Source organism: Cryobacterium glucosi, assembly GCF_004402235.1.
GTDB lineage: Bacteria > Actinomycetota > Actinomycetes > Actinomycetales > Microbacteriaceae > Cryobacterium > Cryobacterium glucosi.
The window spans coordinates 55,712-80,750 of the sequence record NZ_SOFS01000005.1; the positions used below are offsets into that span (position 1 = coordinate 55,712).

The window sequence follows — 25,039 nt, forward strand, 5'->3', positions numbered from 1 at the left end:
ATCAGTTCTCAGCTCCCGCAACGTCGCGCCACTTGACCACCCCCGGAACAACTGAATTCTCGCGATGCCCGCTGTGTTCGGGCGTCCTCCGCTCGCGCTTCGAGTCTGCACACTCGTCGTTCCGCGCCCGGAGCCGAAACGTCCGCAGCACTGCGGACGGACGCACGAAGCCAGGACTGCAGGCCAGCGCTGCTCCTGAACACAAAGTGGGACACGATGACCGACATCGGAACCGGATTCCTCAACGGGATCGAAGCTTTCGCCAATTCACGCCTCGGCGCCATGAGCGGCACGTCCTTCAAGGACACGGTGCCGTTCCTCGAGTCGATCGTCACCTTCGGCGCCGTCGGCGACGTCAAGCCGACCTTCGAGAAGCTCAAGGCCGACATCAAGGCCGCCGTCGCCCTGGTGGAACCGATTGCCGAGAAGATCAAGAAGCAGACCGAGCTCATCGCCAAGATGGTGAAGGAGTCGGCAGATGACATCGACAAGGACGACTTCAACGTCGATACCGCCGCGAGGGTCGCTGTGCGCATCGGCATGGCCCTCGCCGCGATGGACGAGGCGTTCAACATCGTCGCCAAGGAGCTGGCCAAGAAGGCGGACGGCACCGTCGACGAGACCATCCGTTCCGGCCTGATGGATCTCTGGAACCCGTGGGCGCAACCGTTCAAGAATCTCGGCGCCGGTTCCGGCAAGCTTCTGAACAGCTTCGGGAAGAACGTGCTCGGCGTCGATGACCTGGTGAAGAAGCTCGGCGACAACCTCGCCCTCGACCGCACCGACGGAAAGTTCCTCCTGGCTGCCACATTCCTCCGCTCCGGCCAGGTGAAGCTGGGCGCGATGACGCTCGACCAGGTCACGTTCGAGGCGTTCCTGCAGTTCAGCGACCGCGAGATCGCGAACCCGACGGCCGAGGAGAAGACCAGCCTGCTGGAGCGCGACGGCAAGTGGTTCATCGGCGATGTGGCGATCCTCGGTCTGCGCTTCCGCACGATCCTGCAGCCCGGCCTCACGAGCGACCCCCTGCTGGCGAAGGTCATGCCGGGCTCCGAAGACCCGAAGGCCACGACCCTCACGACGGTCTCGCTCGACACCGGACAGGGGTTCTACATCGGTGACGGCCGCGGTAATGAGAAGGCGGTTCTGCCCACGCGTTTCTCGTTCCCGGGGGTCGAACTGCGCGAGGTGGCGTTCGGGCTCGTGCGCAACCCGGCTCGGGAGGTCACCGGATTCGAACTCACCACGTCGATCGCCGCGAAGCTGGGGGATGTCATCGGGCTGCAGATCGTCGGCTCCGGTTTCGTGGTGACACCCGAGGGTGAGGCCGAGCAGCAGGCCGTCTTCAACCTCCCCGTCTCGCCTCGCTGGCCGGATGCGATCGGCTTGCGAGTGAAGGCAGGCCCCGTCACGGGTGGCGGGTTCATCCAACGCGTCGAGCGCACCTACAAGGTCGGCGGGCAGGACGTGAAGCGGGTCGAGTTCGGCGGGGTCGTCCAGCTTCAGATCCTCAAGTTCGGCCTGTCGGCCATAGTCATCCTCTCGCCGGACCCGTTCTCCATCGTGCTCGTCATCGGCGTGCGTTTCCCCGTGGCGATCGACCTCAGCATGGGATTCACTCTGAACGGCATCGGTGGCATCCTGGCGCTCAACCGCGGTCTCGACCTCGAAGAGCTCCGCTCCGGGATGAAGGAGCACATCCTCGACAAGATGTTGTTCCCCGACAACCCCGTCGCCGAGGCGCCCAAGCTGCTCGAGAAGGTGGCGCACGTGTTCCCGCCGAAGGACGGCGGCTTCGTCTTCGGCCCGATCGTCGAACTCGGCTGGGGTTCGCAGGCGAAGTTCGTGGAGATGAAGCTCGGCGTGGTGCTCGCGCTTCCCGATCCGATGATCGTCATTCTCGGCTCCCTGCGGGTGCGAGTGCCGACAAAGGAGGCGCCGATCACCGACATCCGCGCCGACGTCTTCGTGGCGATCACCCCCGACTACCTGCTGCTGTTCGCGAGCATGCGCGACTCCACCGTGGCCGGCATCAAGATCTCGGGTGACCTCGGCCTCTACATTCAGTGGTCGGGCAACGGAGCGTTCGAGTTCTCGGTCGGCGGCTTTCACCCCGAGTACGAGAAGCTGACGGGCGGCAAGCCGAAGCTCGGTGACATGGACAGGGTCACCATCGACCTTTCGCCGTCCAAGGCGATCAGTTTTGTCATCAAGGCGTATTTCGCCATCACGGCGGGCTCGGTCATGCTCGGCGTCGATGGGCGCCTCAACGCCGACTTCTCCGTCATCGTGGCGAAGGCCTGGCTCACGCTCGACATGATCTTCATCTGGGCGCCGCGCTTCGCCTTCAAGATCACCATCGAGGTGGGCGTCGAGGTTGAGCTGCTCGGCTTCACGCTCTGCTCCATCGTCTTCCGCGGCTCGCTCGAGGGGACCAAACCGTTCCGCCTGGCTGGGCACATCAAGGTCGACGTCTGGTTCCTCCCCACCTTCGATGAGGATCTCGGTCCCGTCGAGTGGGGTGAGAAGCCGCCGCCGCTCATCGCCACGGTCGATGCCCTCCAGATCGCCGCAGCGGCGATGAACGAGCCCGACGCCTGGAAAGTACAGTTGCCCGACCACGCCGCGCAACTCGTCACCCTGGCCGAGGTCGACGACGTCGAGGGCCGAATCGGGCATCCGCTGGCCGGAGTCGAGGTGTCGCAGACCCAGGTGCCGTTGGGCGTCAAGATCGCGCGCATCGGCTCGGCATCGGTGAAGGCCGACATGGTGACCATCGGCACTCCGACGGCGACCCCAGACTCCGGGCTCGTCGGCGCCGTCAGCGAGCTCAGGACGGCATTCGCCCCCGGGCAGTTCTTCGCGCTCGAGGGCGAGTCCCTGCTCGCCCGCTCGGGCTTCGAGGACATGACCGGCGGATGCCGCATCGCCGCGGCGACCACCCCGAAGGTCGGAACCCCGACGTCGGCGACCGTGGCGTACCAGACCTACGTGCGCAATCCCGACGAGCCATCGGCGATGATCGAGTTCACGGGGACGTTCGCCACCATCGCGAACTCCTACGCCACGAAGACCAACGTGGGCAGGGCTGTGCGCGAGGTCGGCAATCCGTACACGCAGCCGGCTCCGCCGAACGCCGGTGTCACGGTCTCCGACAAGGGCTCGTCGAGGATCGCGGATGCCGCCACCGGTGCGGCGCTGCTCGCCGGCCTCGGAGAACTGAGCGCCACGCAGGCCGCGCTCGTGACAGCGGCAATCAACACCGAGAGCGCCGCAACTGCGACGCGCATGATCGTGAAGGGGTGACCTGATGGCCGACCTGGATGCCATCGCAGCGAGCGTCGTCGCGCCGCTCGACCGCACGGCCACTCATGTGGTGCGCGACGCCTTCGCCCTGGCGATCGCTCCTGAGGACGACTTCGATGAGAGCGCCGTTGCGATCGAGTCGCTCGAGTTCGCGTCGACGGTCGTCGGCGGCCTCTCCGCAGCGGCGAGCGCTCCGCCCCCCGGCAAGGTGCGTTCCAGCTCCGAGGTGAAGGTTCCCCTGACCGACAGCGCCGGGGGATCGGCATCCGCAGACCTCTCGGTGACCCTGTACGGTCCGGGCGACGTGCGCGGCATCGACCCGGCGCAGATCGTGCGGCGCTTCCCCGCCCCGGGCGTTCGCACAGCCGAGGAGACCGTGCTGGCCCACATCGAATTCGATCGCCCCGAGCTGCCGTGGGCGTTCAGCGCCGCACAGCAGGCTCCGGTCATGCGTCCCTGGCTTACTCTCGTCGTGCTCGAGCGTTCGACGGTCATGCGCGAGCCGGCGTCCAGGACACTGCTCCCCGTGTTCCAGGTGGCGCTCGCGCAATTGCCGACGCTCACTCGCGCCGACCTGTGGGCGCATGCCCAGGTACCGGCCACGACGACAGGGCAGGACCTCTCCGCCCGGTTCTCACCAGCGCACGCTCCCGTCAACCTGTCCCGGGTCATCTCACCGCGCATCCTGAAACAGGACACCGACTACATCGCGGCCCTCGTGCCGACGACCGACGTGGGCGTGCGCGGAGGTCTCGGCCTCGCGGGCGGCACCCTCGACCCGGCCTGGACCAGTTCCTCACCAGACCCGGTGCGACTCCCGGTCTACGACAGCTGGGAGTTCCGCACCGGTCCCGACGGCGACTTCCGCTCGCTCGCGATCAAGCTGCAGGGGATCGCCGCACCCTACGAGGTCGGGCGCAAGTTCATCGACACGTCGCAGCCGGGCAAGCCACTGCGGGCCCTCGGTGCCGACGAGGTCGGGCGCAAGCAGGTGCTGCGTTGTGCCCTGTTCTCGCCGAGCGCGCCGTCAACTCCTGAGCAGCAGATCGCGGAGACGGCGGTCTGGCCCGCCGAAATGGTCGACGGCCTGCGCGCCGAACTCGATCTGCCTGCCGCCATCGAGGGCACGCAGGAGCAGACGGATGGCGTGCCCGACCTGCCCATCATCGGCCCGCGCATCTACGCCAAGCTGCATCGAGGGAGTGCCGTCATCGAGGGCTCCGACTGGTTCGCCGAGCTGAACCTCGCTCCGGTGAAGCGCATCGTGGGCGGGCTTGGAACCCGGGTGGTACAGAGGGACCAGGAGCGTCTGATGCAGTCGGCGTGGGCCCAGCTCGGGGAGGTGGAGGCGGCGAATCGCGCCATCCGCCTGGCACAGCTGGCAGAACTGCTCGCCACCAGGCTCCACGGCAGGATCAGTGAGCTGCAGGCCGGGCACCTGCTGCAGGTCGCCGCTCCTCTCGCCACCCGGATCTCGGTCGCTGCGGGCAGCACGCTGTTCGCCGATGTGGTCCTGAGCTCGACCCCGGTCGCAGCGACGACGAGCGCCTTTCGGCGGGTCACCCGCCCGGCCGGACCGATGATCAGGAGAACGGATGCCGCCTCCCGCGAACGCGCGGGCAACGTCGTGGGAACGGACGCGGGGCTCCGGGACTTCACCCGGGTATACGCGAACCCCGAGGGCATCGGGCGGCTCACGGCCGATGTCGTCGCCCACCTCGACCTGCAGCTCGTCAGTGCGGCGATCGGCGCTCCGATCGACACCATCGGCGGACTGTTGAAGGAGGCGAACGCACGCGTCGAGGGTACGGGCGGCTTCGCCACCTACCTCACCGAGCCGAGCCGCTGGAAGGCCGTCGACACCGGCTTCGACCTGCGCGCGGACCTCGCCACAAGGTGGAGCGAGCGGCTGCTGCGCTCGACATCCGTTCCCGCGATCGAGTCCATCCGTGCCCAGCGCATCGGCCCGCTCGCCGCCGAGCTCTCGCTCTCGAAGGCGACGATCGCCAGCCCGCTGCGCGAACGCCTGAAAGGTACGGCCGTGAAGCTGAACGACCGGGTGCTGGTCGACCTCGGCATCGTCGACGTGCACCCTGTCGACGTGCACCCCGTTGACGTACACCCCGTTGACGTACACCCTGTCGACCTGCACCCGGTCGACGTGCACCCGGTCGACGTGCACCCCGTTGACGTACACCCCGTTGACGTACACCCCGTTGACGTACACCCTGTCGACCTGCACCCGTTCGAGGTCGGCCCAATCGTCGCACCGTTGAACCCGCGCGCGCCGATCATCAGGAGATCACCCATCGGCGGCGCGGTGGGCCGCCTCCGGCAGGGCGGTGGCGCGGTGCGGGTTCCCCTCGGCGGCGGCGAATTCCGTCGCGTCCCGGTCGAAGGCCACGTGCTCATCGGCGGACGCGGCCTCAGGGTCATCGACGCGCAGCACCTCAAGAAACTCGGCGACATGAGGGACGTGGCCGAACTCGATGCCGGACTGGCCCAGTTCGCAGACCTGGCCGAGGTGAAGCTCACCCCCGCCCTTGATCGCATCAACGAGCTTCCGCTCGACGTGCTGCGCGCCGAGATGACGTCGCTCATCGATCCCGGGGCCCTGCTCACGATCGATGCCGTGCCGCACCGCGACGCCCTGGCCGTCGCATCCGCCGCCATCATCGGGGAGATCGATCCCCGGCACACCGTGCGCTCCTCCCTCGCCGGGAGACTTCACCTCAGCGTTGGCCTCGCGGATCGCTGGTTCGCCCAGCCGCGTATCGCACCGATCATGGCGGCGCCGCGTTTCGACCGGCCGATGTACCGCGCACTCGAGGAGTACGACCGTGAGTGGCTCGTCCCCGGGCTCGGCCTTCTGCCGGCAAGCGACTTCGTCACTGTACTCTCCACCAACAGTGAGTTCATGGCGGCGTTCTTCGTCGGCCTGAGCGACGAAATGGGCCGGGAGCTGCTCTGGCGGGGCTACCCGACCGACCAGCGCGGCACCTACTTCCACCGTTTCTGGAACCCGACAGCCGACGAGCTGGCGACACCCATCCACCTGTTCCCGGCGACGCCTCTCGCGGCGCAGATCTCCCTCGGCGGTGGCGACGGCCGTGCCGTGATCGTGGTCAAGAGCGAGCTTGTGCGGCGTTTCCCTGATCTCATCATCCAGGCGGTGAAGAACCAGGGCACTGTGCGCGATCCGGTTTTTGAGAAGGTCGGCTCTCCGCAGCAGACCGCCCCCGTGCTCTTCTCCGAGGTGCTCGATCCCGACATCGCGCTCGTGGGCGTCGACCTCTCCGTCGACGAGCTCGACGGGGAGCAGTGGTGGATCACCATCGCCGAGCATCCCAGCGCCACCCGATTCCAGCGGCCGGCCGACGCCCAGCTGCCGGCCGACCAGAAGCACCTCACCGACACAGCACCGCATTCCGCCGCCTATGCCGAGAAGCACCTGCACCGTCCGGTGCGGGTCGCATTCCAGGCGACGGACCTCATCGTGAGAGAGGCGTAGACCATGCCCGTCGAGACCCCAGCCGTCCTGGCCAGAGTTCGCGAGCGCATCGCCACCCTTGCCGAGAAGCGCCGAACGCTCATCCGGCGGCCGGCCGACCACGTTCGGCGCGGCGAGATCCTCGCGCTCGACGACGACCTGCGCGAGATCATCGGCGGGTTGCGGGACCGCCTCGACCCGTGTGATGCGTCTCCCGAGGTTCCGCTGGTGCTGCTACCCGTCCGCATCGAGAGCAAGCTGACCCCGGGCACTTCGACGCTTCGGGTGCGCATCTCGCCCGACGAGGCGCACATCGACAGCCTGCTGCGCTCGGTGACGGATGCCGAGGTCGCCGCCGGAGCGGCATACTGGTCGGCCGTCTGGACCGACGTCGCCGATGCGGTCGCCTGGCCCGCACTCACCGCGGCCGTGGGAGAACGCCGTGCCGGGTGGGTAGCCGAAGTCACGACGCCCACCAACCTCGCCACCCGAGGACAGGGCGCCCCGATCTTCCCTGCATCACCGGAGGAGGTGGCCCACGGCACCGTGGCCCGCTGCCTTCCCGACCAGTTCGTGGTGCGGGTGTTTCCGAACGGAGCAGCACCGATCACGGTGACCGGTTCGCCGGTTGCGACCGACGTGCCGCTCTCGCCGATCGCGTTCGGCGACGACGAGCTGAGCCAGGTAGCTGGCCTCACCGTGCCGGTCGGCTCGGAGTGGACAGTTGACTTCGAGGCGGCCAAGAAGGCGGGCCTGGGGGTGGAGGTGCAGCTGCCCGGCGGCACCACGCTCATCGACCGCGTCGTGGTGGTCGGAACGCGCAACTCGGTCTCTGAGGAGGCCAACGCCGCCGACTTCGTCGACCTCCTCACCAGTCACCGGTTCAGCGACGGTGTCTCCCTGTTGGCCGCCGGAACCGCCACCAACAATGCGGATGCCGAACGCTCGCCCTATCGTCCGGCCGCGAGCGCCGGCGCCCCGCCAGTGGAATCGCGCACGCCGTCGCGGGACGCCATCCTGCTCGCGGCAGCTCTCGGTCTCGACGCCGCATCCGTCGAGCATCTCATCCCCGCCGGACCGGTCTCGACCCTGGACGAGGCTCAGGCCGCCGCCAATACCGCACTCTGGTTCGCGACCTGGGAGCCTGTGCTCGAGCGCCTTGACGACCTCGCCATCCCCGCGGTCACCCCGGGAAGCATCGAGTCGGCCAGGCGCCTGCACCGCGACTACGTGCGCGGAGCGGGGGCGGCCCCCGCGCTGCGCATCGGCGCCCAGCCATACGGCGTGCTGCCGGTCACGGATCTCGACGCCTGGCAGCCGCGCTCCGGCGAGACCACGGCGCAGCTCGTACCTCTTATCCGGCGCACGCTCGCCCGTTGGGTGAGCCGATCACCCGTCGTTCCCCATGTGCGTCCCGGAGGCCAACTCGATGACCAGGACCTGCTCGACATGCTCGGCACCAGCCCTGTGGCCACCGGCGTGCGCGCCCGACCGGCGGTCGACGGCCCTCAGCTCGCGTCCTTCGCCGCCGCGACCGGAGCGGATCCCGCCCAACTGCAGGCCGAGGCTCACCTGCGCACGGCCGTGCTGGCGCAGTTCTCCGTCGATGCCGCCAAGATCCTGCAGACTCCGGCGCCGCACGACGACTCCCGCACCATCGGTCTGCCCCTCGTTTCGGAGCGCGATCCCGACGTCGTGGCCGAGATCCTGGCCGGGACAACACCGAAGGTCGACAGCGTGCTGCAGGCCCTGCTCGACATCGCATGGGACGGCGCCAAGCGACTGAGGTTCCGCGCCGCGCCCCAGGAGTTCGTCGGCCCGCTGATCGACTTCGTGGAGCTCGACCCCGAGATCAGGAGGATCATCACGGTGGCGGCATCCGCCGACGCCGCCGTCGACGATACGGCCCCTGAGCGTTTCTTCGCCGCCGCCGAGCGGGTCGCTGCCGTGCAGCACTTCGACGGCCAGCCGACCGAGCGTGTGAGCATCGCCGCCATCGAACCAGTGGCCGAGGCCCGCACCTCCCTGGCGCAGGTGGCGCTCGACCTCGGCGACACGGCGCAGGCGAGGTGGCTCGGCAGCAGCGCCATTACCGAACTGCTCTACGCCTTCGGCGTGGGCGGCGAGGTTCGCGCCGCCATGATCGCGCTCGCGGCGGCGCCGCTCGACGAGCGTCGCATCGCCGTCGCCTCTGCGCTCGATCTGGCGTCCCATCGAGTCGACGCGTGGGCGACGGGCATCGCGACGGCACGCCGGGCCACCCTGGCGGCCACCGCCCCCGTCGGAATGACCATCGGCGCGTTCGGCTACGTCGAGCAGATCCGTCTTGGAACGAACCGAAGCGATCCGGATGGCTGGATCCACGCGCCCAGCAGCTCGCACGCCGTCGCCGCCGGCGTCCTCGCGAGCGCTCACCGCTCCAACATCGGCGCACTGCCGGGGAAACAACCGTTCGCCATCGACCTGTCGAGTCGGCGCGGCGTCGAGCTCCGGCGCGTGCTCGAAGGGGTCGCGGCCGGGCAGTCGATCGGCGCCCTGCTCGGGTACCAGATCGAACGCGGCCTCGCCGGGACCTCGGCGGCCCGGTTCCAGTTGAGCCTGCGGCAGATCGCGCCTGCGGCCACCGATCAGCTCGGCAACGACGAGGCCCAGGAGGTCGCGGCAGCGCGCGTCGCCGCCGCCGATGTCGTCGACGGCGCAGAACTCCTGCGGCTGTTCCCGCTCGATACGCTCACCGTGGTCAACCCGCCGTTGCGCGCCCGCCTCAGCCGGAAGCCAGACAACGCCTTCGTCGAGAATTGGGACCCCGTGTCGAACGCTGAGTGGGACCTTCTGGTCGCAGCCATGCGCGGAGCTGCGGCCACACTCGACGCCGTCTCGGATGCCCTTCTGAGTGAGAGCGTCCTGCAGTACTCTTCGGGCAACCCGTCGCGCGCCTCTGCCGCGATGGATGCCATGGCCAGCGGCGCCGCCGTCGATCCAGACCTCGGTATCCTGGGCGTGCGCCAGACCGGTCGCATCCTCACCCACGGCGTGTTCGCGGCCATCCCGGCCGGCGCGACCGGCTGGTCGAGCACCCGCCCGCGCGCGCTCGCCGAACCGAGGCTGGAAGCGTGGGCGGCGCGTCGCCTCGGTGATCCTGCCGGCATCACGGTGACCGAAGCCCCCAACAGTCACACCCTCGCCGAGGCAGGCTGGGCCGCCCTGGACCTGGTCTTCGCGGACGACGCGGCATCACTCGACCGGGAGCTGCGTGCGGCCATACCCGCTCTGGGCGACTCGCCGCTGGCCGACGGGCTGCTGCGCGCCGCCACTCTCGCCGGCAGCCTTCGCTCGCTCGCTGCCGGTGGAACGCCGCTCGGCCCCGACTCCCTCGTGCGCACCGGCGTTGCCCCGGAACGCCGGATCGACACCGACGAGCTGCTCGCGCGTGTGGGCGTTGTGCTCGACGCCCTCGCTGCTGTGCTCGCCTCCGGCCAGGCGGTCATCGCCGCCATCGACTCCGACGGCCTCGCGGTCGAAGAGGATGCCGTGGCCGACGTGATCGACGCCGTGCGCGGGCTCGCGGCCTTCGGCGTCCCCCTGATTCCGGATACTGCGATTCCCGCGAACGTCGCCTGGGCCGTCGGCGCGTGGCAGGCGGCGTTCGCACGCCTGGGTCAGGCACGGGCGACGCTCGTGGCCCTGCGCGACCCGGCGCGCGACGTCCCAGCGACCACCGGCGAGATCGTCGACGCCTGCCGCGCCGTGGCCGAGGGGATCCTCGGCGACGGTTTCCTGCTCCTGCCCCTGCTGACGGAGCCCGCCGGTACCGACTCATTCCACACCGCCATCGTCACGCCGGCCATGAAGAAACAGCCGGCCCATGCACACATCAACGCCTTCCTGCGTGATCACGCGACGGTCCAGGCCGGCGTCGGCCGCCTCGCCGAGGCGCAACTGCTCGGAGGGGCCCTCGGCATCCCGATCCCGCTCCGCATCGTGCAGCTCACCGAGCACGACGACGCCACCGGAGATCCGGCTGCGGGCACGGAGCGCTGGCTGGCCGGGTCTCTCCCCGACGACGTCCCCTGGCCGGCGGCATCCGCGAGCCACCTCGTCGTCGAACTCGTCGGCGGCCATGACGACTTCGCCGGCCCATTTGCCGGACTCGCGATCGACGGCTGGGCCGAGACACTGCCGTTTCAACCAGACCCCAAAGCATTCGATCCAGCTGCGCCGGACAACCCGCTGCGCGCGGCCAGGGCCACCACCGGGCTCGCCGTACACGCCAACCAGGCATCGGCCAGGGCGCCGCAGGTGCTGCTCTCCGCGGTGTCGCCAGACGGCACCAGGTGGACGACCGATTCCGTCGTGGCGACGGTTCTGGAAGCCGTGGAACTGGCCAAGGCCCGGCTGGTGACCTATGAGCACACGCCGGGGGACGCGGCCATCCTGCCCGCCATCTACGTGGCGAGCCCCTGGCTGCAGATCCGCACAGGGCTCCAGTTCACGGAGCTGGCCAAGGTGAAATGGTCCGGGGTCGGCATCCCGTTCCTGTCGGAGGTGAAGTGATGGCCGTCAAGATTCCCATCGACATGATGGTCAGCGCGGTGACCGACCAGAACCTGGCGGGGATCCTGAAGCTGCTGCAGGTTGCCGACCCGCCGGCCATGGTGCGGCTCGAGCCGGACTCGGTCACCGGCGACCCTGCCCCGGGTGCCGAGGCGCGCATCGGCGATGCCGCGTGGATGCTCGGTCGGCAGTGGCAGTTCGGCGAACTCAGCGGCGAGGATGCCGGATCCGTCGTGTCGGTGCACGTGGCGTCGAGCGCGCTGCCGATCACGGCCTGGGCCCCCCTGCCGGGCGCCGCGATCGATCTGGCAGACGCCGACTGGCGGCCGTGGCGCGAGGGGGCGCTTCTCGAGGAGCTCATCCAGGACGTGCCGGAGCTCGCGTTCGGCGACGGCCTGCGACAGCGCGCCGAGGCAGGAGCCCAGCTCGTGGACCTCCTTGCGGACGTCGGCGAAGAAGCGCTCGCACGCACGCTCACGGGTCGCCATCCACTCGCCCTCGACGACGACCCGAACGATCCACTCGGACTCGACGACCCGCAGGCCGCCCGCCTCTTCGTCGTACTCGGCGGCGCCGTTCCCGACGGGGGAACACTCGCCACCGAGCTGCGCGCCGGGGATCCCGGCTGGATCGACGAGGCGACGGATGCCGCGGCCGCACGTTCGGCGATCGCCGAGTGGCTGGCCTGGCTCGGCGGCGAGCCGGATTCCGGGGGCGCCTGGTCGACCGAACGCCTGGAGTACCGATTCGCGCTGCGCTTCGGTGACGAGGCTGACGCCGTGTTCGCCCGGGGCACCCAATTCGGCTCGGCATCCGTACGCTGGAGCGACCTCGAATGGGTCGAGGGCGCCAGCGCCGGGCTGCCGGACGAGGCACCGGCCGGCACCCCCGTCGGCAGCGAGGCGACTATGCTCGCCACTCCGCTGCGGTTCCCCGGCATGCCGGCCGACCGCTACTGGCAGCTCGAGGACGGCGCGGTCGACGTGGGCGCCATCGAGGCGCAGACGAATGACCTCGCACGGCTCTGCCTTGCCGAATTCGCATTGTCCTCGGGTGATGACTGGCTGGCCGTGCCTGTCGACGGCCTGCTCGGCGCGGTCAACAGGGTCGGAACCGTCACCCTGACCGACGACTTCGGCGACGTGGTGACGGTTCCGGAGCTCGCCGATCCCGCGTTCACCATGTTCGGCGTTGCCTCGGCGGCCGGACGGATGCTCCCCGGCATCGTGCTGCCTCCCGTGGCCGTCGGCACACTCGTGGGCGAGGCCCTCGAAGACGTGCTGTTCTTGCGCGACGAGATGGCCAACATGGCCTGGGCCATCGAGAACTCGGTACAGGGGCGAAGCGGGGATCCGCGGCGGCGCGCGAGCGAGCGTCCGCCCGTCCCCGATCCGTGGCCGGAGGGCCTCACCCAGGGGGAGCGGGCGTACAGGTTGCAATCCGTCGTGCCCGCGCACTGGATCCCGCTGGCACCCGTGGCGTTGACGCCCGGTCAGGTATCGCTGCGCAAAGCCGCACTGCTGCGCGACGGAGTTCCCGTCCTGCCGAGGGGAATCACCCTACGTCCAACGCCCCTGACGTTCCCGGGGGAAGAACTGCCGAGGGAGGGCGTGCACCTGCGTGCCGTGCCGGTGCTGGCGCGGCGGGCCGATGGGCGCTACGCGCGGTGGGCGGCTTATCGGGTGCGCACAGGTCGGGGAGAGGCCTCCAGTCGTCTCGCCTGGGACTCGGCTCTGTCGTTCACCGACATGACGCATCCGCCGACAGTGTAGGTTCCGGCCAGGCCTCAGAGCTGTGCCGATCTGATCCGCACCTCAGCGGCTACCGATGCGAGCGCAGCGGTGAACGCTTCGAGCTGCGCGGCGTCCAGTGTCGTGGTGGAGGCCGACAGCATGTCGGTGAAGTCGCGGTGGATCTCGCCCATGACGTCGTGTCCGTGGGGAGTCAGCTCCAGGTAGAGACTGCGGCGATCGCCGGGGTGGTCGATTCGATGAAGCAGGTCGATGTCGACCAGGCGGCGGGAGATCGCTGTCACGGCTCCCGTCGTCATTCCGAGGTGGGTTGCGAGGTCTTTCGGAGTGATGGACCCCATCCGTGCGATCCGGAAGAGCGCACGGAGTTCGGTTCCGGAGACGCCGGCGCGCTCGGCGATGCGGTGGCGGTTGCCGTCGAGGGCGCTCACGAATTCGGTAGCTGCGGCCGGAAAGCCACTGAGCGTGTGCGGGGGCCGTTCCGAGTGGTCCATGTTTCCTCCGGCCTGCGCTGGAGCGAGCCTTGTGTCGTCACGACTGGTGTACCTGATCCTAGCGAAATCGGGCCAAAAAGATGTTGACGATTTAGCTTACTTACTATGTAATTGAAACACTAAGTTATCTCGGGAACGCTGAACTTCTACGGAGTACGCCATGATTCCAGATATCCTCTCGCACGGACAGTACGAGACCGTCTACAACTTCCTGTCGCTCGTCATCGCGGCGCAGCTCTTCACCGCTGTCTTCCTCGTGATCGCCCTGCCTCGTATCCTGCCGCGGTACCGCCAGGCCATCACGGTGGCCATCGTGGTCTGCGGCATCGCCGCCTACCACTACTTCCGCATCTTCGACTCGTTCAAGGCGGCGTTCGTGACCGATGCCGTCGGCGGTACGGGCGACTACTCTCAGGCCGTCGGCGCCGGCTTCAACGAGGGCTACCGCTACGTCGACTGGCTCCTCACCGTTCCGTTGCTCCTCGTCGAGCTCGTCGCCGTACTCGCCCTCGTGCGGTCCGTCCAGTCGGCGCTCCTGCGGAGGCTCGTTCCCGCCGCGGCGCTCATGATCATCCTCGGTTATCCGGGGGAGATTAGCGGCGACAATGGCCTTCGCGGACTGTTCGGTCTGCTGTCAACCATCCCGTTCGCCTACATCCTCTTCGTGCTCTTCGTCCAACTGAGCAAGTCCCTCGACCAGCAGCCGACCGGTGTCCGCAAGATCCTGAGCCAGCTGCGGTTCCTGCTCCTGCTCAGTTGGGGCGTCTACCCGATCGCGTACCTGCTGCCGCTGCTCAACATCTCCGGATCGGATGCCTGGGTCTACAAGCAGGTCGGCTATTCCGTCGCCGATATTCTCGCCAAGGCGGTCTATGCGTTGATCATCTACCAGGTGGCTCGCATCAAGTCCTTCGACGACGACCCCACATTCGCCGGAATCGAGCTTTCGCGGGATGAGGTCGCAACCCGCTCCTGACTCCGTCCTCGGCGATTCACCTGCGGGCATCGCTCGGTTGATGAGGGTGCCCGCACGGTCGCCACGGTGTTATTTGCCTTCGGCGAGGGCGACACGGGGTTCCACTCGGCCAGCTCGGCGAGACGCTGGTTGAGCAGGTGGGGCACGGCCTGCGTGGCCATCTCGCCGAAGAACACCCGGCGCGGGGCGGTCTAAGCCCGTGGACGAACCGGTGACGAACCATGCGATGGAGCGCATCGTGCGGGGGAGCGCCCAGCTGAACGCTCGCTACCTCGAAAAGATGCAGCGGGTGCAGGAGCTGCTCGTCGGGCGAGTGGTCACCCGGCTCGCCGGGAGCGTGACTGCGAGCGACCCTCGACCTGCGGCCATCGTTCAGGCGGCACGCGTGGCGTGGCTTGAGTCGGATCAGCAGCGGCCATTCGGTGAGTTCCTCGACAACGCCATGGCGGCCTTCAGGACTACCTAGCGCGTGTGATCACGTCCACGTTCGCCTGCACGGCGTTGCGGGCGCCGGCGCCGTGAGCATCGTCAAGATGCGCCACCTCAAGACCCGCTAGCCGGAATCTGGGAGGATGAAAGGACGTCCGGTAGCACCGGCATCCATCTTCTGAGTCAGGAACCCCAATGACCTTCGGCCAAGCGATCTCGTCCGTGTTCAGCCAATACGGCCAGTTCACCGGAGTCGCCCGCCGCTCAGAGTACTGGTGGTGGGTGCTCTTCGTGACGATCGTCGACTTCGCGCTCAGCACCCTGGATTCGACGATCAATCCCACGTCGGCGTTCGGGTTGTTCTCCACGCTCTGGATCGTGGTCATCGTGCTGCCGTTCCTCGCAGTCGCGGTCCGGCGCCTGCGGGATGCGGGCTTCTCCTGGAAATGGCTCTGGTTCCTGTTGCTCCCGATCGTCGGTGTGATCATCCTGATCGTGCTGCTCTGCCGGCCGAGTAGATAGTCACAGGGCCCCGGGCGCTGGTGTCACCCCTGGGACAGCGGGGCGCGCTTCGACCGGACGACGAGCACGGGGCACGCGGCGTGATGCACGAGCTGGTTGGAGACCGACCCCATCAGCAGGCCCGTGAAGCCGCCGCGGCCCCGCGAGCCGACGACGAGGAGACTGGCGGATTCGGCGGCCTCCAGGAGCACGGTGACCGCACTACCGCGCACGATGCGGCCTGTCGCGGTGAGGCCGGCATCGGTCGCGGCCGTGAGAGCCTCGGCCTGAATGCGCTCACAGACCTCTTTGAAGGAGTCTTCTGGAACGATATCTCCCGGGGTTCCCGCCATGATCGGATACGACCACGTCGTGACGATGGTGAGCTCTGCGCTCCGCAGCTTCGCCTCGACGATCGCCCACTCGAGCGCCTTCACTGACGGCTCTGATCCATCCACGCCCACAACAATTTGAAACGCACCGGTGTCACTCATGGGATTCGTCCGCTCTCTCGGCAGGACGGCTCGCCCTGTGTGGCCATCATGCGGCCATTGCGTCGCGCGGTCAATGCGAGGTGCCACTGGGCGGTCGGTCAGTTGCGGAGAAAACGCCTCGGTGGGGGTGGGAATGTGTTTTCTCCGCAACTCCGTGCGGAGGCGCGAGGCTTACTTGCAACCCTTGTTGGTGAGGCCGCTTCCGGCACCGGAGGTCTTGCAATGCACCACGTTGCCCGCGGTCTTCGAGGCGTTGTTGACCTCGTAGCCGGGGACGCCGCCGGTGACCGTGTTGCCGGCGAAATCGTTCCCGCCGCCCCAGCCGGAGAGCACGGAGTGCACCTGGAACGCGTCCTCGAGGGTCGAGGATCCGGAGTTGCCCGAGACCGAATAGCCGTTACCCTTCACGTCGACCCAGGAATCGGCCGAGTTGTCGCCGGAGTAGCCGGAATGGCGGAAGGTGTTGCCGGTGATGCGTCCGCCGGTCGTGCCTTCCTTGATGTCGATCGCCTCCGCGGGGTTGTCCTCGATCCGGTTGTCCTGGATCAGCACGTTGTCGGACTTGTCCGGGCTGGACGAGGAGCCCATGACCGAGCTCCAGTTGCTGTTCGCGCTGCCGACATAGACGCCTTCGCCATAGCTCGCCGAGGTGAGTCCGGTGTCGTGCACGTAGGAGTTGCGCAGCACGACGTTCGTGCTGCTGTGGCGCACGTGCACACCCTCCTGGCCGATGTGTCCGACGTCGACGCTGGAAATGACCGTGTAGTCCGAATCGTCCAGAACGATGCCCTTGGCGGCCTTGTCGACCCGGAACCCCGTGAGGTTCCAGTGCCCTCCCGTGACGTGCAGGGCGTAACCGGAACCGGTCGACCCGGTGGTGAGCACGGCGGCTCGTGAGCCGGTGAGGGTGATCGGCGCCGCACCTGTTCCGACGGAGGAGGCCTCGAATTTGCCGGTGTAGGTGCCGTCCGTGAGGTGGATGGTGTCGCCGGGCTTCGCGTTGCCGAGTGCGGTCTTCAACTGAGCGGATGTCGACACGTTCGTGACCGTGGCGGCGTGGGCCGGTCCGGGGGTGAGCACGACCCCCGCCACCGCGACGGCGCCGGTCAGGAGGGCGGCTGCGGCGATGCGGCGCGGCGAAAGTCGCCGGGTGTCGGGGGAGAGTGGGAATGAGCGGGACGGGTGGGTGAATGAGTGGAGCACGAAATCAGCAGCTTCCTGTGGTGTGGAACAGGAAGACTGCCTAACCGGTCGAACCTCGGGTGGACCACGAGATCGACAACTCCCCGTCGGAGTGGACAGGGCACTACGGAACGTCGTCGACGGTACGAAAGCGTCGACAGAAAAAGGCAAGTGACATCGGCAGCACCCTGTAATAAGACAGGAGCCGAACCGGTCGCGTGCACGATGGCAGAGGCGGGGCGGGGATCAACAGCAGCCTGCAGATTACGGCAAGAATGCTGCCGGAAACTTGGAACGTTTAGTTCACACGACGATACACGTTCCTGAGGAAAACTCAAATGAACATTTGGTTTTCCCGGGGGTCAACCGTCGGCGCACCGGACGTTCGAGGAACCTTCGCCGGCGTCGGCGGACGTGTTGCTGCACTCGACTACGTTGTTGTTGGCCGGCTTGAGCGCGTAGCCGTAGCCGGGGCCGTTCACCGTGGCCTCGTTGTTACGGAAGGTGTTGCCCACACCCCAGCCGTCGAGGATCTCATGCGTCTGGAACCCATCCATCGGCGAGTTGACGCCGGTGTTGCCATCGATGATCCAGCCGTTGCCCTTGACATCGACCCAGGAATCGGCGCTGGTGATTCCCGAACCGTCGAAGCTGTTCTGCTGGAGGATTCCGTTGCTTGTGCCCTCCTTGATGTCGACGCTTTCCGCGGTCGTCGCCGAGATTTTGTTGCCGATGATCGTGTTCCGGTCGCTCCGGTCCGGCTCGCACCCGCTCACGTCGCACCAGTTGCTCTCGGCCGTTCCGACATAGATGCCCTCACCGAACTTCGGCCGGCGGAGGCCGGTGTCGCTGATCTGGTTGTCGGCGACGCGGTTGTCTGTGCTGTTGTTGCGGAGGTGCACCGCCTCGTCGCCGATCTGGGATACCTGGAGGCCCTGGATGAGCGAGTTCCGGGTCTGGTCCGCCATCACGCCTTTCTGGCCGTTGCGTACGGCGAACCCGACCAGGTGCACGTAGGCGACCCGATCGAGGTGAAGCACGTATCCGCCCTGCACGCCGCCACCGTCGAGGATGCTCCCTGCCGTGCCGCAGAGCGCAACCGGCGCATCGGCGGTGCCTCCACTGCGGAGCGTGAAGGTGCCCTGGTAGACGCCGGGGGCCAGACCGATCACGGTCCCGGGATTCACAGCGTCGAGGGCCGCCTGAAGCTCGCGCGCGGTCGTCACCGTGACCGTGAACGGCGGGCAGCCGGCCACGGTCTCTGGTACCGGAGGAGCCGGTGCCGTCGACGGGGGTGAGGTGGGTTGGGTGATGTTCTGGGTCTGGCCGGTGATGGCGACGATGGCCATGACGGCGACGCCGATGATCGCAAGGCCGAGGATGCCGACGGTGAGCACCCACTGGAGGCGCGACGGCGTGCGGCGGCGCGCCGGGGCATCCGCCCGGTCGTCGCTATCGGGCATCAGGGGGCGCCGCCGACGGACTCGCGCGAAACGATGCCGCGTGAGAGCGACGTGAGCGGTACACGCTCGGCGTACGGATGCCGGATCGCACCGAACTGGGGACCGCTGCGGGTGAGTGCCGTCACGAGAAGCAACAGCGCGAGCAACAGCCAGACCACGGTGAGTGGCTGGAACACGAACCGCGCAACGGTGATTGCCGTCGTCGCGCGCTGCCAGCCGGCGAGGTTGTTGCCTGCGACGACGGCCCCCGACGAGGTCTCGTCCCACACCGGAACGGCGCCGGAGCCCGAGAGCGCGTTGCTCACTACCCTCACCGACCTGGCGTCCCCGACGAGGCTCACGGCGTGGTTGGAGACGGCTCGGATGGTGTTGTCGGTGACACTGGCACCGGCGTTTCGAACGTACACGCCGGTCTGGCTGCCGCTGATCGCGTTGTTGCGCACACTCGTGTCGGTGACCCGGTCCCGGATCGCGATCGACTGGCGGGCCTGGTCCTTCAGGGTATTTCCGGCCACGACGACACCCGATGCCCCGTCGTCGAGCACGATGCCCATATCGTTGCGTGCGATGAGACTCGAGTACACCCCGAGCGCCTGACCTCCGCTGAGTTCGATCCCGTACCTCCGGTTGTCTTCGACCGTGCTGCGGGTCACTGTACTCGAACCGAAGGATTCCACACCGGTTCCGATGGCACTCGGACCGTCGGCCAGCGAGCGGCCGTCGATCGACACTCCGTTACGCCCGTTGTCCGTTGCGGTGATCTGGTCGAACATGATCCCCGAGCTCGATCTGGCCACCGTGAATCCGTCGACGCCGCTGTTGACGGAGCTCGTCCGGGTTACCGTCGTGTCGGTAACGAACCGATGGAAGACGAGGCCGTCGACGAGGCTGTTCATGATCCGGGTGTCGGTGATGGTGACGCCGGCGGCGTGCGTGATGAAAAGACCGAAGGCGTTGCCGTCGATCGTGACGTCCTGGAACCCGGCGGACAGGGTCGCTGCGGAGGGCCCGCTCGAGGCGACGGATCCGGCGGGAGCACGCAGGAGTTCGGGAGGGAGCACGGGGGCGCCGGCGAGAGGGGCGCCTGCGAGCGGGCCTGCGCCGGCCGGGGCGGAGGTATCGGCCGTGCCGGAAGCATCCGCCGTGACCGAGCCGTCGGCTCCTGACGTGTCCGTACCGGAGGCATCCGTCCCTGAGAGCGCGAGCCCGCCCGTCTCCCCGCTCCAGAACCCGAGGTTCGCGATGCGCGCGTGCCCGACCGAGACCGTGCCGTCGATCATCCGGAGATAGGCGCGACCGTCGGACGTGTCGGTGTCGACCGCCCCGGTCCGGGTGTTCCAGCTCTCGATCGCCACGGGGGCCGTCGCCGTGCCGTTGATGAGGACGGAGCCGCCGAGTCCGATCACGGACACGAACGTGCTCGGGTCGCTGCGGAGCCGCAGGGTGAGCCCATCCGTCGCGGTCAGAGACAGGGTCGCGCCGGTCAGGACGACGATGTTCTCGGAGAGCAGATAACCGCCGTCCGGTTGCCGCACAAAGGTCGTCGGGGCGAGGGTGAGCAGGTCGGACACGAGGTAGGGCTGTGCACGGGCCGGCAGGACGAGAGTCACGGAACTGCCCGTGGTGAGTCGGTAGGGGCCCTGGATCCCGGCGACCCGCCACTGGGCGGATGCCGAGACGCTGCGGACATAACTGAGCCGGGCCTTCTCCGCGTTCACGAGGCTCGTCTCGCGGGTCGGGTCTCCGGGATAGAGCACGCCCTGGACATTTCCGTTGCGCGCGATCTCGGCCCGCCCGAAGGCGCTCGTGGGGGAGCGGAACACTCCCGTTGCGACGAGGATGAGCGCTGCCGCGAGTACCCCGGCGAGGATGCCGGCAAGCATGCCCAGCAGCACGAAACGTGCGCCGGGAGGACGCCCCGACTGGCGGTGCCTGCTCGCGATCACCGTCACCCTCGGTGTCTGGGTGCGGGGAACCCGGACCGGCGCAACCCTGGTCCGGGTCACGGGGCCACCGCCGCCTGGGTAAGGGTGCGCGCGTCCTGGCCGTCACCGCCGATGGTGTCGTTGTGGCGGGTGAGCCAGCCCTGCTTGTTCATGGTGACGAGGGCATACGTCTTGATCGGGAGGGCGACGAGGATGACGGCGAGGGCGAGCAGCGGCAGGAGCAACAGGTCCTTCGGGTGGCGGCGCAGGTGTGAGATCCCACGGATGCCGCGGCCGAGAAGCAGCCAGCCGATGGCTGCCGCGAACCCGGCGACGCTCAACTCGAGGCGACTGAAGACCAGGTAGAACAGGGTGATACCCATCGTGAGCGGGGTGAGGAGGATCTGCAGGACGGTCACCTTGGTGATGAACGGTACCCGCCAGAGCCAGCCCCTGGCCATGGCCGTGAGGTAGCACCGGTAGGAGTTGCGACTCCAGCGCACGCGTTGCTTCACGAACGCACGGAAGCCGGTCGGGAACATCGAGAGAGCGCGCGCGGATGCCTGGTGCACGGTCTTGTAGCCCGAGGCGAGCACGAGCCACGTCAGCCGGCCATCATCGCCGGAGATGCAGCGTCGGCCCAGGAAGAATTCGTTCTCGAGATGGTCGAGCACGGGCAGGACCGCGGCACGGCGGTACACCGCGGTCCGTCCGGACACGCAGGGCACAGCCCCTGCCCGTCCCATGGCGGGGACGTAGTCGAGGTAGCGCAGGTCGACCAGCCAGTCTGCGATCCGTCGCCAGACGCTCGTGCCGCTCTGGTAGACGTTCTGCCGGGTGCCGACCGCCCCGACCAAGGGGTCTTCAAAGGGCATTTGCACGTTCCGGAGCAGGTCAGGCTCCCACCAGGTGTCCGAGTCGGTCAGGACGAGCAGGGTGTGCCTCGCCTCCCTGATCCCGGCCCCGAGTGCTGACCTCTTGCCGACGTGGTGGAAGAGGATCGGCCGGACACGTGGATCGCCGATCCGGACGATGCGTTCGTAGGTGTCGACGTCCGCGACGTCGAGCACGATCAGGATCTCGTCGGGATTCTGGGCCCGCCACGTATCGAGACAGCTCAACAGGATGTCCGGATCCTCGTGGAATGAGGGCACGATCACGGAGGTCGACGTCCGGAAGTCGGTGACGATCGGCGGGGCCCGATGCGACAGAATGAAGCGGTAGAGCCAGAGTCCCCAGACGATGGTTCCGGCAATCGCCAGGGGAAAATAGGAAGCCACGACTGCCGCGTCGTGCACAACCGCATTCCCGATGGCGCCCCAGTCGAACGCGTAGCCGGGGTCAGCGGACACTGTCGTTTCTGGTGGCATAGGGATCGGGTTCCTTGTGCTCGATTGTGCTGGTCAGCGTTACCACGGGCTGACTCGTCGAAGGTGTGCGTTGATTCAGTTGCGAGATTCCGTTCGCACCCAGGAGCGCGGCGTGAGGTCTCTACTGAACCAAAGTAGACAATTCCTCACGTTTTGCAACCGCAGTGTGTGGATACACAGGGAGCTCTTACCGTGAGCTAGTCTCTCCGAGGTTCACGGGCATCCGTTGTGAACGGATTGACCCCGGTGATGCGCTCGACAAGCCCGATGGCATGGCGCAGGATGGCACGGGGATCGGCGGAGTAGTCGGATTCCGATGCCTTGCGCATCGCGAAGCGGAGGATGCTGACCGCCAGACCGACGACCATGTGCGCCTCGTCGAGAATGTCCGGCGTGGTCGCCTCCGTGCGTCCGCGGGCCTCGAAACGCTGGAGGACGATGCCCGCGAGCCGGTCTTCGAGTTCGGCAAGACGGATGATCTCGCTTGAGAACAATTCGGGGGTGTTCTCGATGAGCGTGCGCCTGGCCCGGAGAACGTCGCGGTCCGGCTCGCTCGCGACAATCGCGGACTCGATCATCAGGACGAGTTCGGCGAGCACGGATCCACCGTTGCCCGTGATGAATCTCTTCACCGCGCCCTCGGACGGAATGGGAGGGGACGCTCCGAGGAAGGCGGCCTCCTTCGTCGCGAAGTAGTTGAAGAAGGTGCGCTGGGAGACCTGGGCTGCTTCGCAGATCATGTCGACGGTGACGTGGTGGTACCCGTGTTCACTGGCCTGGCTGATCGCGGCTGCTTCGAGCGCGGCCTGGGTGGCGGCGCGCTTGCGGGCGCGCAGCCCCTCGTCGGGCCCCGGGCCGGTGGGGGTGCTCTGCGTGGATGCCGCGGAGCTACTCATACCGCAGCGCGTCGATGGGGTTCTGACGTGCGGCGGCCCTCGCAGGCAGGGTGCCGGCGAGGAACGCGATCAGCATCACCACCCCGACGATGATGGCGATCGAGGCCGGAGCGAACTGCACGACCTGGAGACCGGGCAGGGCCGAGAATATCCCGTTCGCGAGGAGGTTGCTGATGAGCGAACCCACACCGATCGCCGCGATGACGCCGAGTGCGCTGCCGAGGAAGCCGATGAAGACCGCCTCCATGCTGAACAGGGCATAGACGCGGCCGCCGTTCATGCCCATGGCCTTCATCAGCCCGATTTCGCGGGTACGTTCCTGCACGCTCATCAGGAGAGTGTTGACGATGCCGAATCCGGCGGCGATCAGGGCGATCACTGCGAAAGCGTTGAGCACGCCGATGATGACGTTGATCACAGTCTCGAAGGCGCCGATCGTGTCGGCAACTGTCTGCGAGGAGTAGCCCTGCGCGCTGAGGTCATCCTTGATCGCGGTGATCTGTGCTTTCGTCGCCGAGACGTCGAAGTGCGCGACCGCGGTCGCATAGCCGGCGGACACTCCAGCGGGCTCACCGGTGGTTGCGACGGTGTGCAGGTGGGCGACGAGGCTCCGGTTGAGCCCGGCCCCGCTGCCGAGGAGCGTCTCGTTCTGCACGCCGACGACGGTGGCCGTGACGGTCTGCTGGGTTCCGGTGTAGTCGGTGATGCCGATGCTGACTGTTGTGCCGACGGCCGCCTTGGCGTCCGCGTAGCCGAGGTTGTCGAGGTAGGTCGTCGGCAGGAGGAGCTGGTCGCTCGAACTGCTGTTGTCGAGCTGAGCCCCCGCGGCGAGGTCTGCCGTCGTGATGGTCCCGGTCTGGCTGACCGTGAGCTCGAACTTTCCGTTTCCGGCATATTCGACGTAGTCCGGCGAAACCCGCACGGCGGGGTCGACGCTCAGGATGCCTGCGGTCGCCTTGATCTTCGCGAGGTCCGCCGTGGTCAGCGCCTGGATGGTCGAGCCGGGGCGCGACCCGTTGCCGAGGCTCACGGTCGTGGACTTGCTCGGGTCGTAGGCAGCCGGTCCGTCGCTGGCCGTGGCCGTCGCATCCGCTGCCTTGGTGATGGTGAGCACGTCGGCGGCGCCGATCGCCGAAACCTGTCCGTTGATGTAGGCGGTCACGCCGGTGCCGATGCCGCTCGTGATCGTCAGCGTGAAGGCGCCGATGAAGATGGCGACGACGGTGAGACCGGTGCGGAGCTTGTTGCGGAAGCTGTTCTGGATGGCGGAGCGGACGATATCGAGGAACTTCACGAGTGGGCCCCGCCTCTCTTGTGGGTTCCCGTGGGGGAGTCGGCGGTCTCTTCGAGGCCATCGCGGATGAAGATCTGGCGGTCGCAGCGGGCTGCGAGCTCTGTGTCGTGGGTCACGATGATGAGCGTGATGCCGTTCTCCTTGTTGAGCTTGAAGAGGATGTCTTCCACGACGGCTCCAGTGGCGGAGTCGAGGTTTCCGGTGGGCTCGTCGGCGAAGATGACCTTGGGGTTGTTCACGAGCGCGCGCGCGATGACCGCGCGCTGCTTCTGGCCACCGGAAAGGTTCTTCGCCTTGTTCTTGGCCTTGTCGGCCAGTTCGAGCTGTTCCAGTGCGGCCATGCCGCGGGACTTGCGCTCCTTGGCCCCGACGCCGGCGATCGTGAGGGGAAGGACGACGTTTTCCAGCACAGTCGCATTCGCGGTGAGGAAGAACTGCTGGAACACGAAACCGAAGTCCTGGTTGCGGAGCCGGTTGAGTTCCTTCGCCTTGAGCTTCTTGGCATCTGTGCCTTCGACGAGGAGAACGCCGGAGTCTGGATCGTCGAGGAGCGCGAGAAGGTGCATGAGCGTCGACTTGCCCGAGCCGCTCTTGCCGACGATGGCGACGGACTCGCCCGCCTGGATGTCGAGGGAAACGCCCTTGAGCGCATCAAAGCGGTTGGCTCCACTGCCATAGGACTTGCCTATGACCTGCGCGGACAGGACGGGAACACTCATGCGGGCTTTCCTTCGTTGGGTGGCTGGAGCGCTTCGCTCGACCCGCGGAAGCCGTCATGGCCAGCGGATGCTGGCGAAAACAGTGCGCAGACAATAAATTTACAGTAGCTGCACATTCACGGCGCTCGCTGGGAGACGACTGGGAACCAGCCGACATTCATCTCCCAGTCATCCCAGCGTACGACGTGCATTCCG

General features: G+C 67.5%; 16 protein-coding genes. 7 read left to right on the forward strand and 9 right to left on the reverse strand.

The features are described from left to right. The first annotated feature begins 216 nt into the window (after positions 1–216). The 4 genes from E3O46_RS00650 to E3O46_RS00665 are packed head-to-tail and all read left to right on the forward strand — an operon-like array spanning position 217 to position 13,122. The gene (locus E3O46_RS00650) at positions 217–3,306 is read left to right on the forward strand and encodes a DUF6603 domain-containing protein (RefSeq protein WP_134447405.1); all 3,090 of its coding nucleotides are present in this window, start codon (positions 217–219) and stop codon (positions 3,304–3,306) included. A gap of 4 nt (positions 3,307–3,310) precedes the next feature. Further along, entirely contained in the window at positions 3,311–6,817 is a 3,507-nt protein-coding gene (locus tag E3O46_RS00655; protein ID WP_134560911.1) for a hypothetical protein, read from the forward strand. Positions 6,818–6,820: 3 nt separating this feature from the next. Next, on the forward strand, positions 6,821–11,350 hold the full coding sequence (locus tag E3O46_RS00660) for a hypothetical protein (RefSeq protein ID WP_134560912.1): 4,530 nt from the start codon (positions 6,821–6,823) through the stop codon (positions 11,348–11,350). Then, the gene (locus E3O46_RS00665) at positions 11,350–13,122 is read left to right on the forward strand and encodes a hypothetical protein (RefSeq protein ID WP_134447410.1); all 1,773 of its coding nucleotides are present in this window, start codon (positions 11,350–11,352) and stop codon (positions 13,120–13,122) included. The genes E3O46_RS00660 and E3O46_RS00665 overlap by 1 nt, the downstream gene beginning before the upstream one ends. Before the next feature lie 14 nt (positions 13,123–13,136). On the opposite strand, the gene E3O46_RS00670 is transcribed toward E3O46_RS00665, so the two are convergent. Next, positions 13,137–13,595 (reverse strand): MarR family winged helix-turn-helix transcriptional regulator, encoded by a 459-nt coding sequence (locus tag E3O46_RS00670; protein ID WP_134447412.1) that lies wholly within the window; start codon positions 13,593–13,595, stop codon positions 13,137–13,139. Positions 13,596–13,755: 160 nt separating this feature from the next. On the opposite strand from E3O46_RS00670, the gene E3O46_RS00675 reads away from it, so the two are divergent. The 3 genes from E3O46_RS00675 to E3O46_RS00685 all read left to right on the forward strand — a co-directional run bounded on the left by E3O46_RS00675 (position 13,756) and on the right by E3O46_RS00685 (position 15,522). Next, positions 13,756–14,571, forward strand: coding sequence for a bacteriorhodopsin (locus tag E3O46_RS00675; RefSeq protein WP_134447413.1), 816 nt, complete (start codon positions 13,756–13,758; stop codon positions 14,569–14,571). Between the two features lie 211 nt (positions 14,572–14,782). Next, positions 14,783–15,037 carry a hypothetical protein gene (locus tag E3O46_RS00680; RefSeq protein WP_134560913.1) on the forward strand — a complete coding sequence of 85 codons (255 nt, stop codon included), beginning with the start codon at positions 14,783–14,785 and terminating at the stop codon, positions 15,035–15,037. A gap of 158 nt (positions 15,038–15,195) precedes the next feature. After that, positions 15,196–15,522 carry a DUF805 domain-containing protein gene (locus E3O46_RS00685; protein WP_134559367.1) on the forward strand — a complete coding sequence of 109 codons (327 nt, stop codon included), beginning with the start codon at positions 15,196–15,198 and terminating at the stop codon, positions 15,520–15,522. 23 nt (positions 15,523–15,545) lie between these two features. Here E3O46_RS00685 and E3O46_RS00690 read toward each other — a convergent pair whose 3' ends face one another. The 8 genes from E3O46_RS00690 to E3O46_RS00725 all read right to left on the reverse strand — a co-directional run bounded on the left by E3O46_RS00690 (position 15,546) and on the right by E3O46_RS00725 (position 24,844). Continuing rightward, positions 15,546–15,959, reverse strand: coding sequence for a universal stress protein (locus tag E3O46_RS00690; RefSeq protein ID WP_241975375.1), 414 nt, complete (start codon positions 15,957–15,959; stop codon positions 15,546–15,548). Positions 15,960–16,166: 207 nt separating this feature from the next. Next, entirely contained in the window at positions 16,167–17,198 is a 1,032-nt protein-coding gene (locus tag E3O46_RS00695; protein ID WP_166790660.1) for a right-handed parallel beta-helix repeat-containing protein, read from the reverse strand. Between the two features lie 341 nt (positions 17,199–17,539). Then, positions 17,540–18,640 (reverse strand): right-handed parallel beta-helix repeat-containing protein, encoded by a 1,101-nt coding sequence (locus E3O46_RS00700; RefSeq protein ID WP_134560915.1) that lies wholly within the window; start codon positions 18,638–18,640, stop codon positions 17,540–17,542. Then, a complete protein-coding gene (locus E3O46_RS00705; protein ID WP_134560916.1) occupies positions 18,640–20,646 on the reverse strand; it encodes a right-handed parallel beta-helix repeat-containing protein in 2,007 nt (668 codons plus the stop codon). The genes E3O46_RS00700 and E3O46_RS00705 overlap by 1 nt, the downstream gene beginning before the upstream one ends. Beyond that, a complete protein-coding gene (locus E3O46_RS00710; protein ID WP_134447427.1) occupies positions 20,643–21,935 on the reverse strand; it encodes a glycosyltransferase in 1,293 nt (430 codons plus the stop codon). The genes E3O46_RS00705 and E3O46_RS00710 overlap by 4 nt, the downstream gene beginning before the upstream one ends. A gap of 197 nt (positions 21,936–22,132) precedes the next feature. After that, positions 22,133–22,831 (reverse strand): TetR/AcrR family transcriptional regulator, encoded by a 699-nt coding sequence (locus E3O46_RS00715; RefSeq protein ID WP_134447429.1) that lies wholly within the window; start codon positions 22,829–22,831, stop codon positions 22,133–22,135. Then, entirely contained in the window at positions 22,824–24,125 is a 1,302-nt protein-coding gene (locus E3O46_RS00720) for an ABC transporter permease (protein WP_134447431.1), read from the reverse strand. The genes E3O46_RS00715 and E3O46_RS00720 overlap by 8 nt, the downstream gene beginning before the upstream one ends. Further along, positions 24,122–24,844, reverse strand: a complete 723-nt coding sequence (locus E3O46_RS00725; RefSeq protein ID WP_134447432.1) for an ABC transporter ATP-binding protein — start codon at positions 24,842–24,844, stop codon at positions 24,122–24,124. Before E3O46_RS00725 ends, E3O46_RS00720 begins: the two co-directional genes overlap by 4 nt. Positions 24,845–25,039 lie beyond the last annotated feature (195 nt).

What these genes read in the sequence shown, in the direction of transcription:
- E3O46_RS00670 (WP_134447412.1), bottom strand. Translation starts at nt 13,595, where the DNA reads ATGGACCACTCGGAACGGCCCCCGCACACGCTCAGTGGCTTTCCGGCC.
- E3O46_RS00710 (WP_134447427.1), bottom strand. Translation starts at nt 21,935, where the DNA reads ATGCCACCAGAAACGACAGTGTCCGCTGACCCCGGCTACGCGTTCGAC.
- E3O46_RS00665 (WP_134447410.1), top strand. Translation starts at nt 11,350, where the DNA reads ATGGCCGTCAAGATTCCCATCGACATGATGGTCAGCGCGGTGACCGAC.
- E3O46_RS00725 (WP_134447432.1), bottom strand. Translation starts at nt 24,844, where the DNA reads ATGAGTGTTCCCGTCCTGTCCGCGCAGGTCATAGGCAAGTCCTATGGC.
- E3O46_RS00715 (WP_134447429.1), bottom strand. Translation starts at nt 22,831, where the DNA reads ATGAGTAGCTCCGCGGCATCCACGCAGAGCACCCCCACCGGCCCGGGG.
- E3O46_RS00675 (WP_134447413.1), top strand. Translation starts at nt 13,756, where the DNA reads ATGATTCCAGATATCCTCTCGCACGGACAGTACGAGACCGTCTACAAC.
- E3O46_RS00700 (WP_134560915.1), bottom strand. Translation starts at nt 18,640, where the DNA reads ATGCCCGATAGCGACGACCGGGCGGATGCCCCGGCGCGCCGCCGCACG.
- E3O46_RS00660 (WP_134560912.1), top strand. Translation starts at nt 6,821, where the DNA reads ATGCCCGTCGAGACCCCAGCCGTCCTGGCCAGAGTTCGCGAGCGCATC.
- E3O46_RS00655 (WP_134560911.1), top strand. Translation starts at nt 3,311, where the DNA reads ATGGCCGACCTGGATGCCATCGCAGCGAGCGTCGTCGCGCCGCTCGAC.
- E3O46_RS00685 (WP_134559367.1), top strand. Translation starts at nt 15,196, where the DNA reads ATGACCTTCGGCCAAGCGATCTCGTCCGTGTTCAGCCAATACGGCCAG.
- E3O46_RS00650 (WP_134447405.1), top strand. Translation starts at nt 217, where the DNA reads ATGACCGACATCGGAACCGGATTCCTCAACGGGATCGAAGCTTTCGCC.